The organism is Lutibacter sp. (genome assembly GCF_013041805.1).
Lineage (GTDB): Bacteria > Bacteroidota > Bacteroidia > Flavobacteriales > Flavobacteriaceae > Lutibacter.
In genome coordinates, this window is sequence record NZ_JABDRI010000015.1 from 1 (window position 1) to 12314 (window position 12314).

The following is a 12314-nucleotide window of genomic DNA, read 5'->3' on the forward strand; positions in this document are numbered from 1 at the left end:
TCGTATACGAGGCTCATATACTCTTCTTCATTGTTTATAAGATCGTAATTTGGTAAGGTTCTACTGTTAACAGAAGTTTGAAAATCAAATTCTACAGTACTTTTACCTGCTTTACCTCTTTTTGTTGTTATTAACACTACACCATTCGCACCTCTAGAACCATAAATAGCTGTTGCAGATGCATCTTTTAAGATTGTTGTTGATGCGATGTCATTAGGGTTAATAGCATTTATATCTCCAGAAAAAGGAACTCCATCAACCACATATAAAGGAGCACTATTACCTTCAATTGAACTAAAACCTCTAATTCGTATCGTAGCACCTGATCCAGGTCTACCATCTGTTCTCGTAACTGAAACACCTGATGATTCACCGATTAATGCTTGCGCAACGTTTGAAACTGCCTTTGCATCGATGTTTTCACTATTAACAACACTTGCTGTTCCAGTGAATGATTTTTTAGTTGTTGTTCCATATCCTACAACAACAACTTCTTCAAGTAGGTTGGAGCCTACCATTGTTACATTCATAGTACTGGAAGCACCAACCGTAACTTCTTGAGTAGTCATACCAACGTAGCTAAAGACAACTATATCTCCATTGCTCGCACTTATGGTAAATTTACCGTCGAAATCTGTTTGTGTACCATTCGAAGTACCTTTAACAATAACATTTACTCCAGGTAATGGACCTGTTTCATCAGAAACAGTACCTGAAATCGTTTTTTCCTGTGCAAAGGATATTTGCACTAATAACGCTAAAAGTAGCGTTAATAAACCATTAAACTTTGTTTTCATTATATAATTATTTGAATTAATTTTTTGCTAAAATCTCACCTATTTGTAAGATTTCCAAATTTATTTCGTTAAAGTCTTAAAATTTTCTTAATTATTTACATTAAACTCTTAAAATATTCTTAAAAGACTTACACTCTTAGATGAATAGATTGCAACATGGTTGCGTTGAATTCACAATTTTATTTAAAAAACAAAAAGGTTACCTAAAAAGGTAACCTCTTTATAAATTTTAAATTAGTTATTTTAAGGAGCACAAAGTGCAACTGGTAAATAACCAGCAGCAGTACCAGAGCCCATAGAATATACTAATGTTCCGTCAGGAGCAATAATATCCATTTCTATTTCACCCCAATAGTCACCAGGGAAGTACCATAGTGCCTCAAGAGTTCCTTCAGGAATTGTAATTGTTGTAGAACCAGAAGAACCATCATTTGGTGTACAATTGAAAGCACTACTATCATATGGACTACATAATCCAAATTCAATTACAGTACCATCATTAAGTTGTACTTCAACTGGATCTCCAGCATCACCGTTTGTGGTTTGCCATCCATCACCGTAAGAATCTCTCATGTTAATGGTCCAAACACCTGGATATGGAGCGCATTGAATCACCGTACTATACGCATAAGGCGATGCATAATATGCTGATTGTACACCCACACTAGATTGTGTATTGGTAAATGTTCTACCATCAGTTGTTTTTAATTCCAGTCTCATTGTAATGATGTCACCACCAGTAAATTCACCTTCTTGAAGTCCTAAAGTAGATAAAGCTTCACCTAAAGTAACAGTTACTGAAATAGATGGTAATTGGTTAACTGCACTTGGTGAAAATTCACTAGCACCTATTGATTTTACAAGAGCATCTGCCTTGTTATTGTCAACGCCGTCATTTTGTCTATCTATAAAAGATACATATACATCCATTGATTCTAGAAGTCCCCCATAATTTTCATCTTGAGCTTCAACAGATACATTGAATGAACTGTTCATATTCGCCGAATTGTAATTTGCACCTACAGATAGTGTTCTTAAGAAGGCTCCATATGTGTAGCCATCTTCAACCGTATATATTACATTATCAGGGTCTGAACAACTAAATGTTGCCGACAGTACTAATGTAAAGATTAAAAGTTTATTTATTATTTTTTTCATTTTTCTTGTGTTATTTAGTTAGAAACAGGGAATCCAGGTGATGCAGGATTCGTATCCCAAAATACTTGAACATCTATTCCGCTTTTTTGTGTCGCATTTGAATTTGTATTGGCGTAATTAGCAGGATAGAAGAATGATCTTATAAATGTTCCTGGATTTGGTTCTAAGTTTGGTTGTAATGTAGTAGGATACCCAGTTCTTCTGTAGAAGTTGTAAGCATCAATACCGTTACCATACGTAGCTACAAAATACTGCATCGCCATAATGTTCATTTTGTCTTCATTGCTTCCGCTATCCCAATCAGCTTCAAGGTCCATTTTAAACCAGTCGATATAATCAGATTCTAAAGCTAAAGCTGGTCCACCATCAAATGTTCCAAATATCCAGTTGAATCGTTCTGATTTAGCTGTAAAATTTGTTACTTTATCAATTGATAAATCAATTCCTTCAAATATGGAGGTTTTTGCATCACCAGTAGCACCACTTATCATTTGAGTTTCAGCAATCATAAATTTCACCCAAGATGCCTGCATCACAGGAGTAATTCCATTACCACCATTACCATCACCGTTAACCTGACCTTCATATGTTAAATCATCTAAGGCACCTCCAGCAGGATATACTCCGGCTAAGGCTCTTAAGAATCCATCTGGTGGAATACCTGAGTTGTTTCCATGGTCTCTACCCCACCATCCTTTAGCAACACCACAATAAGTGAAATCACCTTGAACATAATGTACAGGAGCAAAAGCTGCACTACAATCTAATGCTTCTTGGTTTGTTGGAGCACCACCTTGTCCCGGTGTTGCACTTACTTGTCTATAGAAATAGTATAATGTACGAATGTCAAAGTTTAAAGGGTCAGAGTATGCTCCTTCATTTTTTCCAGTCATATAATCCATTAGAGAGTTTGACATATAGTCGTCTCCACCTGTTGGCGTATAACTTCCAGAATATCTAGGATGACGTGTATCTGGTTGCACTTCATTCTTTCCCCAAGTAAACTCGAAGTTGTCAGAATTTGAGCTAATATAGTCACCTGAAGCAACAATAGCATTGAAACTGCTAACTGCACTTCCATCAACTAGTCTTGTAGTCATATATGCTTTCATTTTAAGCGTATTTGCTACTTTTATCCATTTATCCCAGTCTCCATCATAATAGAAATCTATTTCAGGTTCTGCTAAGGCATCTGCACTAAAATTAGCAATTGCTTCATCAAGTAATGCAATTGCTGCAGCATAAATACTAGCTCCTGAATCGGCAGTTGGATTTAAGTTGTCAGCACCTGCTAAAGCTTCGGTATAAGGTACATCACCAAAAAAGTCTACTAAGGTCATCATAGTATAAGCTTGAAAAACTTGCCCCATACCAACGTGGTAGTTTAATCCAGAGTCTACAGATAACGTGTTCATAACTTTAATATCCTGCATCATACTTTGATAAGCAGTTGTCCATACGCCGTCAAAACCGGCAGGTGAATAGGCACTAGTATAATCTCTACCAGCCATATAGTCAATACGTGTCAATTCTGCACCTCTTCTACCAAAGGTTTCAACAAACCTCGCAAAGTCTTCTTGAATTGAATTCATGAAGAAATCCGGATTAGCTTGCTCTGGCGAAAGTGCATTTGGATTTTGAGTAATATCCAACTCAGTTGTTTCACACGAGCCTAAAACTAGGACTCCGCAAAATAACATAAGCTTTAATAATTTTGATATTTTTTTCATAATATAAATTCTTTATTTAATTAATTTAGAAAGAAGCTTTGATACTTACACCATATCTTCTTGCACTTGGTCCATTTAAATATTCAAAACCTGAACCATTACCTACACCTAATCCAGCTACGTTTGGATCGAAGTTTGAATTTTTAGGCATGTTAGGAGCAAGGAACCATAAGTTATTTCCTGTAAAGGTAATGCTTAAAGAACCGAAAGGAGTTTTGTCTAAAGCAGATGATGGAAGTCTATAGCTTAAAGATAATTCTTGTAAACGATATACAGTAGCATCGTAAATTAACATTTCATCTGGTCCGTAAAGCACGTTATCAAAATAATAACCTGCATTTGAAATTTGTACAGTGTTTGCTTCTCCAGTTGATTGTTGAATACCTGGCAGGATAAATGAATTAGTTCTATCAACACCTTCACCATTAATAACACCTCTACCTAATAAAGTAGCAGGGGTCATTGAATACATATCTCCTCCTTCAGTCCAGCTAAATAAGAAACTTAGTGAGAAATTTTTGTAAGATAATGAGTTCGCAACGTTTAACATAAAATCGGGATTTGCATCTCCAATAATATTATTTCCATTTTCAAATACATAGTTACCAGCAGCGTTCACCAATAAGTTTCCATTATCATCACGTTGTATAGCAGTACCAATAATAGTATTTAATGATTCACCTTTAATGGCAGCATTCCCTAAGTTGGAAAAACCAGCATACACAACAATATCTGTATCTAAACCTAAATCTGTAACAATTGCTTCATTGGTAGTCCAGTTTAAATTTGTACTCCAATTGAATCCATCACTATCATTTTTAAACCAATCGTAGGTTGCATCAATTTCAATACCATCATTTTTAACTTCCCCAACATTTGTTTGAGTTGAAGTAAATCCTGTTGATGGATCCAAAGGTCTAGCAACAATTAAGTCTTTTGTTTTTCTTGAATACAATGATGCATCAAGCGTTAATCTGTTATTGAACATTCTTGTTTCAATACCAAATTCAATTTCATCAATACGTTCTGGTTTTAGATCAGGATTTCCTAATAAGCTACCGGTTGTATTTGTTACTACATCCACACCTTCAGCATCTTGAAAATCTTGAGTATCTAGGTTTAACGTGGCTGCAATAGGATATCCCGTTGGGAAGTTTGCAGAAGTACCGTAACCTGCTCTAAGTTTTAAGTAGTTTACCGTGTTGTTTTCTCTAAGGGCTTCTATGATTTTAGAAGGTAAGAAAGAGACACTTGCTGATGGATACCCAATAGATCTGTTCTCAGCAGATAGATTTGATACCCAGTCATTACGACCCGCTAACGTTAAATATAAGTAGTCTTGGTAACCAACTTCTGCTTGTGCATAAGCTCCAAGAATATTTCTTTCTTCAAAATATTGAATTTCATCTTGTACCGCGAAGTTAAAATGTCTTAATACGCCAAAAACTTGTTGTCCTGTACTTCCTACACCATTTCTATCATATACATCACGTCTTGAAGTTGCTCCAACAGAGAATGAAATATCTAAATCATCATTGATATCATAGTTACCATTAATGGTAAAGTTGTGGTCATCAATAGTATTAGTGTTATTCCAAGTTTGGTATACACCAGATTGGTTGGCAACACTACCTGTTTTACCACCTTTTTGAGAGTAGTTTACGTTGTTCTCACTATAAACGTCAAATCCATATCTATACGTTAAGTTAAGATTGTCGTTCAATTCATATAATAAAGATAAACCACCAAATACTCTGTGAGTTCTTTGTTCGTTACCAGCATTATTTACTGTCCATAGTGGGTGCTGAATACTGTTGTCTTGTCTGTAGTAAACAGATTCTCCAGTTACTGGATTTTGGTAAGGTAAGCCCATTAAATCAACACTTCGAGGTGTGTAAAATAAGTTTCCAAAAATAGAAGCGTTTTCCCCACTAACATTACTACCGTAACTTGCAGCTACAGGAGGTGTTTTGAAGTTAGTATTGGTATAATTCATGGTTCCATTTACCGTAAACTTGTTAGAAAGTTTTGCGTTTCCCCCAACACTAAACGTGTTACGAGATAAATGGTTACCAGGCGTAAAACCTTGGTCATCTAAACTACCATAGTTTACGTTATAAGCAATATCACCATCAGATGATGCGCCACGAACGTTTACACTATTACTTTTAATAACCCCTGTTCTAAAGAAATCTTGAACACTATTATAAGGTTTCCAGTCATAACGTGCACCAGCAAATTCTGGAAATGCTGCAGGAATTCCTGTAGCTGCTCCTGCTGTAGAGAATGGATGTGCTAATGTACCATTTTCATCAAATGAAGCATCATTACCCCAACCTGCAGGACCACCTTGCTCAAAAGAAGGCCCCCAGTTACTAAAGAACCAACCAAAAGCTTGGTCAAAACCACCACCAAATTCATCTTGGTAGTTTGGCATTGAAGCTATTTCGTTCGCAAACAGTGAACTTTGTACAGTTATTTCGGTCTTTTTAGCACCACCACCTTTTGCAGAACCAGATTTAGTTGTGATTAAAACCACACCATTTCTTCCTTGTGTTCCATAAAGTGTTGCTGCAGCAAGACCTTTTAATACGTTTACACTTTCAATGTTGTTTGGATCAAGATCTAAGAAACGACTAGAACCATTGTTACCATCTACGAAATCACCTTGAGCATTTGTATCACTACTAAATGGCACACCATCAACAATAAATAACGGTTGGTTACTACCACTAAAAGAGTTCATACCACGAATAATGATACTTGTACCAGATCCTGACATACCACTTTGTTGCTGGATTTTCACACCAGATGCTTTCCCGTTTAATACACGAGCAATATCTCCTTCAGATTTTTCTTGAATATCTTCAGAGCTTACATTTGAAACAGCATAACCTAAGGCCTGCTTTTCTCTTTTAATACCAAGCCCAGTTACTACAACTTCTTCTAGGGCTTGTGCGTCTTCTGTCATAACAACATCTATTACGCTAGAAGCTCCTACTGTTTTTTCAACGGATTGCATACCCATAAAACTATACTGAAGCACAGCTCCTGTATTTGCTTTAATTGAATAATTTCCATCGAAATCTGATTGAGTACCTACACTAGTACCCTTTACTACAACTGTTACTCCAGGTAAAGGTCCGCTTGCATCGGAAATTTTCCCTGTAACAGTTTTTTCTTGTGCAAATGTAATTTGCACGACTAACGCTAATAGTAGCGTTAAAAAACCATCAAATTTTGTTCTCATTATATAATTATTTGAATTAATTGCGGTAAAAATCTGGTATTATTTGCTATAATCCAAATATTTTGTTAAAAAATAGTTAACTTATGTTAAAATATGTTAAAATAGCATATTTTATATTTTGTATAAATAGATAGATTTTACACTCTTAGTAGCTGCTTTTAGGGTTTTAAATCGTTTTGGGTACTTAAAACGGAAAAGTTATTTTAACATGTATTCTTGAATTTTTAACATTGAAAGAGGTGCCTTCATTTTTTCCAATGGCATAGCTTATATTTAAAACACTATTTGTTGATGCAATTGAATAGCCAAGTCCAACACCGAATAGCAATGATGTTTTATTAAATATTTCATCTTGAATCACTGCCATATCGGTTATGGAATAAAGAAAGGTTTCTTTATTAGTATAGTACTGATATTCAATATTAGTAATTGAATATTTTGAAGTGAAAATACTTTGCTCATCAAAACCTCTTATTGTATTTACTCCGCCAATTCTATAGAGTTCATTTTGAAATAAGTTTTTACCCATAAGCAATTCGCTTTTGTTTTTCAATAGAATAGATTGTTTTTGATTTAATTCAAAAAGGTACTCGGCAGAAAGCTTTATTTTTTCTTGATTGTTTTTAGTTGAGTTATTTATTCTTTCTCCTCGCAGGTATTCAAAATTTAGGTGTTGATCTGTGTTTTTGGAACTGCTCAACAATTTATGATTGAATGAAAGTCCAATAAAAGTGCTTTTAAACTCAGAAATATTTAAAAGTGTGTTAGCATTTGAAGTTGTATTTGATTTTTCATTACTGTAAATTGTATTGATACTATTGCTCTTATTTAGATTGAAATTAACTTGTAAAAGTGATTTGGTATTTACAAAGGAGGAGTCTTGTTTTAAAATTGAGAATTCGCCTAATGTGCTAAACTTTGTATTAAACAAATATGGATTTTCAATTTTTAGATGTAAAGTTTCTGTATCATCACCATTATTTTTCCAATTTAAACCAAAAGATTCTCCTTTGTCAAATAAGTTGTTTAAGTTTAAATTTAAAAAACCATTAAAAACAAGTTTATTTGTATTTTGTTGATTTGAAAAACCAATAATCCCATCAAATGAGCTTAGTGCTTTTTTTTCTACATATATATATAGTGATGTTGAATCCTTTGTAAATAATACTTCAGGTTTCTTTAGTTGCGATATGAAAGGAATAGTATTTAAAGATGCATGTACTGCTTTAATCGTGTTCAAATTAAATATCGATTTTCTTTTTAAGCCAAGATGGTGTTTGATGTATTTTTTAGGAAATTGATCATAGCCTTTAATAACTATTTGGTTGATTATTCTTTTAGGTGAGATATTCAAGTCTAACTCGGCAATTATGTTATTATCGTGTTGTTTTAAATGAACCAATGAGGCATTTGAAAATGACGCTCCAGTATTTTCGAAATGATTGACTAAGGTATTTAGTACGAATTCAATTCTATCTGTTTGTATTTCAAAAACAGTATCATTATAAGTTGTGCTTATCTTCTTTAAAAGTTTATCCTTTATAGAATTGCGTTGGTAATAAATTAATACGTTATCAATCTTATTGTTTAAATGAAATTCACAATTAAAAATGGTGTCATTTTGAGATAATGAATAACTGTTATTAATATATCCTTTAAGTGCTAGTTTTTTTGAAAATATATCAATCTCGTTTATAATATTTTCCTTTGCATGATGCTTTTCCACATAGTTTAAAGATTCAAGAATACTAGAATTGATTGAATCATTTGCACGTATATTCAAGGTATAACTTTGAGCATAGATTGATGTCAAAGAAGTTATAGATAATAACAGAAAGAAAATGTGCTTAAAAACTGTTTTCAAAACGCTCTAATTTCGGTTGTCAATATACGAGATATATATGTTGTAAAAATCATTTAAAAAATAAAATATAATCATATTTGAAAAAGAGAAAAATATTTGTACATTTGCAAACTCTTTGAAAAGAGCTAAACAATTAAAAAGTAATAAATAAGAAGATTTTAGTATGCCAACAATTTCGCAATTAGTACGAAAAGGAAGAACCAAAATAACTAAGAAGAGTAAATCGGCTGCTTTAAATTCATGTCCTCAAAGAAGAGGGGTATGTACACGTGTTTATACTACAACACCTAAAAAACCTAACTCTGCAATGCGTAAAGTTGCAAGGGTAAGATTAACAAATGGTAATGAAGTAAATGCATACATTCCTGGAGAAGGACATAATTTACAAGAGCACTCGATAGTATTAGTTAGAGGTGGAAGGGTTAAAGATTTACCAGGAGTTAGGTATCATATTGTTCGTGGAGCATTAGATACTGCAGGTGTTGATGGAAGAACACAACGCCGCTCTAAATATGGTACAAAAGCACCTAAAAAGTAATTTTAAAAACTTTAATGTAAAGACATGAGAAAAAGAGCAGCGAAAAAAAGAGTGCTTTTACCAGATCCAAAATTTAACGATCAGTTAGTTACGCGTTTTGTGAACAACTTAATGTGGGCGGGTAAGAAATCAGTAGCTTTTAAAGTATTTTACGATGCGTTAGACATTGTAGATCAGAAAAAACAAGATGAAGAAAAATCAGCATTAGAAATTTGGAAAGATGCATTGAGTAATGTAATGCCACAGGTTGAGGTTCGTAGCCGAAGAGTTGGAGGAGCAACATTTCAAATTCCATCACAAATTAGACCAGACCGTAAGGTGTCTATTGCAATTAAATGGTTAATTTCTTATTCAAGAAAAAGAAACGAAAAATCAATGGCTCAGCGTTTAGCTGCTGAGGTGTTAGCTGCTGCTAAAGAAGAAGGAGCTGCAGTTAAGAAAAGAATTGATGTTCATAAAATGGCTGATGCTAATAAAGCATTCTCTCACCTAAGATTTTAATTATAGTTAGAAATGGCAAGAGATTTAAAATATACAAGAAACATAGGAATTGCTGCTCATATTGATGCTGGTAAGACAACATGTACAGAGCGTATCCTTTATTATACAGGTGTTTCACATAAAATTGGTGAGGTGCACGATGGTGCCGCAACAATGGACTGGATGGAGCAAGAGCAAGAAAGAGGTATTACAATTACTTCTGCCGCTACTCATTGTGAATGGCCTTACAGAGGGCAAAAGTATGTAGTTAATATTATTGATACTCCAGGTCACGTTGATTTTACCGTTGAGGTAGAGCGTTCTCTACGTGTATTAGATGGTATGGTTGCTTTATTTAGTGCTGTTGATGGTGTTGAGCCTCAATCAGAAACTGTTTGGAGACAAGCTGATAAGTACAAAGTACCAAGACTTGGTTTTGTAAATAAAATGGACCGTCAAGGTTCAGATTTCTTTAATGTGTGTACTCAGGTTAAAGAAATGTTAGGAGGAAACCCAGTTCCTTTGCAAGTTCCAATTGGAGATGAAGATGAATTTAGAGGAGTTGTTGACTTAATTTCAAAGAAAGCAATTATTTGGAATGAAGAAGATAAAGGGATGACTTATGAAGAAATTGAAATTCCTGCAGAATTAGCTGATGAAGTGAATACTCGTCGTGCTGAATTAGTAGAAGCAGTTGCTGAATATGATGAAGAATTGTTAGAAAAATTCTTTGAGGATGAGGATTCAATTACTGAAGATGAAATAATTGCTGCATTACGTGCTGCAACTATTGATATGTCTATTATCCCAATGATGTGTGGTTCAGCTTTTAAAAATAAAGGTGTTCAAACAATGTTAGATGCGGTAATGAGATATTTACCATCTCCATTAGATATTGAAGCAATTGAAGGAACTGATCCAGATTCTGGAGAACCAGCCTTTAGAAAGCCGAATGTATCTGAGCCTTTCTCAGCATTAGCTTTTAAAATTGCAACTGATCCTTTTGTAGGTAGGTTAGCATTTTTTAGAGTTTATTCTGGATTTTTAGATGCAGGTTCATATGTGTTAAATGTTCGTTCGGGTAAAAAAGAGCGTATTTCAAGAATATATCAAATGCACTCTAATAAACAAGAGCCAATTTCAAGAATTGAGGCTGGTGATATTGGAGCGGCAGTAGGTTTTAAAGATATTAAAACCGGAGATACAATGTCTGATCTTAAAAGCCCAATTATTTTAGAATCAATGTCTTTCCCTGATCCAGTAATTGGTATAGCTGTAGAGCCTAAAACGAAAGCTGATGTTGACAAGTTAGGAATGGCATTATCAAAATTAGCTGAAGAAGATCCAACATTTGTGGTTAAAACAGATGAGGCTTCTGGTCAAACTATTATTTCAGGAATGGGTGAATTGCACCTTGAGATTTTAGTTGATCGTTTAAAGCGTGAATTTAAAGTAGAGGTTAACGAAGGTCAGCCACAAGTTGAATATAAAGAAGCGATTACTGCGAAAGCTGATCATCGTGAAGTTTATAAGAAGCAATCAGGTGGACGTGGTAAATTTGCTGATATCAAGTTTATTATGGAGCCAGCTGAAGAAGGAAAAGCAGGATTAACTTTTGTGAATGAAATTAAAGGTGGTAATGTACCTAAGGAATTTATTCCTTCTATTGAAAAAGGCTTTGTATCCGCAATGAAAAATGGACCTTTAGCTGGTTACGAAATGGATAGTATGAAAATCACTTTATACGATGGTTCTTTCCACGCAGTGGATTCTGATCAACTATCTTTTGAGTTAGCTGCAAAAATGGGTTATAAAGCTGCTGCAAAAGCTGCAAAAGCTGTGATTCTAGAACCAATTATGAAGCTAGAAGTTGTTACTCCTGAAGAAAATATGGGTGATATTGTTGGTGATTTAAATCGTAGAAGAGGACAAGTAAATGCGATGGATGATAGATCTGGAGCTAAAGTTGTAAAAGCAACTGTTCCGTTATCTGAAATGTTTGGTTATGTTACAACGTTAAGAACATTGTCATCTGGTAGAGCTACTTCATCTATGGAGTTTGCACACTATGCTCAATGTCCTAATAACGTTGCTGAAGAAGTAATAGAAAAAGTAAAGGGTTAATCTCTAAATTATAAACGATGAGTCAAAAAATTAGAATAAAATTAAAATCGTACGATTACAATTTAGTAGATAAATCTGCTGAAAAAATAGTTAAAACGGTAAAAAACACGGGAGCAGTTGTAAACGGACCAATTCCTTTACCTACTCATAAAAAGATTTTCACAGTTTTACGTTCACCACACGTAAACAAAAAATCTAGAGAGCAATTCCAATTGAGTTCTTACAAAAGATTATTAGATATCTATAGTTCATCATCAAAAACTATTGATGCTTTAATGAAGTTAGAATTACCAAGTGGAGTTGAGGTAGAAATTAAAGTATAAGTACTTTAAATGTTGAAAGGAGGCTTTCAATAACATGTCCGGAGCGGTTG

At 34.2% G+C, this 12314-nt stretch carries 9 protein-coding genes; 4 read left to right on the top strand and 5 right to left on the bottom strand.

What is annotated here, in order from left to right; translation table 11 throughout:
• The 5 genes from HKP59_RS01355 to HKP59_RS01375 all read right to left on the bottom strand — a co-directional run.
• The coding region (locus HKP59_RS01355) for a TonB-dependent receptor plug domain-containing protein (RefSeq protein ID WP_291802786.1) at window positions 1-797 on the bottom strand (797 nt) is incomplete at its 3' end.
• A 243-nt stretch (window positions 798-1040) separates the two neighbouring features.
• The gene (locus HKP59_RS01360) at window positions 1041-1955 is read right to left on the bottom strand and encodes a hypothetical protein (RefSeq protein WP_291802788.1); all 915 of its coding nucleotides are present in this window, start codon (window positions 1953-1955) and stop codon (window positions 1041-1043) included.
• Between the two features lie 14 nt (window positions 1956-1969).
• The gene (locus tag HKP59_RS01365; RefSeq protein ID WP_291802789.1) at window positions 1970-3685 is read right to left on the bottom strand and encodes a SusD/RagB family nutrient-binding outer membrane lipoprotein; all 1716 of its coding nucleotides are present in this window, start codon (window positions 3683-3685) and stop codon (window positions 1970-1972) included.
• 25 nt (window positions 3686-3710) lie between these two features.
• Window positions 3711-6935, bottom strand: a complete 3225-nt coding sequence (locus tag HKP59_RS01370; RefSeq protein WP_291802790.1) for a SusC/RagA family TonB-linked outer membrane protein — start codon at window positions 6933-6935, stop codon at window positions 3711-3713.
• Between the two features lie 184 nt (window positions 6936-7119).
• On the bottom strand, window positions 7120-8799 hold the full coding sequence (locus HKP59_RS01375) for a hypothetical protein (RefSeq protein ID WP_291802791.1): 1680 nt from the start codon (window positions 8797-8799) through the stop codon (window positions 7120-7122).
• 163 nt (window positions 8800-8962) lie between these two features.
• On the opposite strand from HKP59_RS01375, the gene rpsL reads away from it, so the two are divergent.
• The 4 genes from rpsL to rpsJ are packed head-to-tail and all read left to right on the top strand — an operon-like array spanning window position 8963 to window position 12264.
• A complete protein-coding gene (rpsL, locus tag HKP59_RS01380; RefSeq protein WP_068206887.1) occupies window positions 8963-9337 on the top strand; it encodes a 30S ribosomal protein S12 in 375 nt (124 codons plus the stop codon).
• Window positions 9338-9361: 24 nt separating this feature from the next.
• Window positions 9362-9838 (top strand): 30S ribosomal protein S7, encoded by a 477-nt coding sequence (gene rpsG / locus HKP59_RS01385; protein ID WP_291802792.1) that lies wholly within the window; start codon window positions 9362-9364, stop codon window positions 9836-9838.
• Between the two features lie 12 nt (window positions 9839-9850).
• Window positions 9851-11941, top strand: coding sequence for an elongation factor G (fusA, locus tag HKP59_RS01390; protein WP_291802794.1), 2091 nt, complete (start codon window positions 9851-9853; stop codon window positions 11939-11941).
• Between the two features lie 17 nt (window positions 11942-11958).
• Window positions 11959-12264, top strand: coding sequence for a 30S ribosomal protein S10 (gene rpsJ, locus HKP59_RS01395; RefSeq protein WP_070237956.1), 306 nt, complete (start codon window positions 11959-11961; stop codon window positions 12262-12264).
• Window positions 12265-12314: the final 50 nt, after the last annotated feature.

What these genes read in the sequence shown, in the direction of transcription:
- HKP59_RS01360 (WP_291802788.1), bottom strand. Translation starts at nt 1,955, where the DNA reads ATGAAAAAAATAATAAATAAACTTTTAATCTTTACATTAGTACTGTCG.
- HKP59_RS01365 (WP_291802789.1), bottom strand. Translation starts at nt 3,685, where the DNA reads ATGAAAAAAATATCAAAATTATTAAAGCTTATGTTATTTTGCGGAGTC.
- HKP59_RS01370 (WP_291802790.1), bottom strand. Translation starts at nt 6,935, where the DNA reads ATGAGAACAAAATTTGATGGTTTTTTAACGCTACTATTAGCGTTAGTC.
- rpsL (WP_068206887.1), top strand. Translation starts at nt 8,963, where the DNA reads ATGCCAACAATTTCGCAATTAGTACGAAAAGGAAGAACCAAAATAACT.
- rpsG (WP_291802792.1), top strand. Translation starts at nt 9,362, where the DNA reads ATGAGAAAAAGAGCAGCGAAAAAAAGAGTGCTTTTACCAGATCCAAAA.
- fusA (WP_291802794.1), top strand. Translation starts at nt 9,851, where the DNA reads ATGGCAAGAGATTTAAAATATACAAGAAACATAGGAATTGCTGCTCAT.
- rpsJ (WP_070237956.1), top strand. Translation starts at nt 11,959, where the DNA reads ATGAGTCAAAAAATTAGAATAAAATTAAAATCGTACGATTACAATTTA.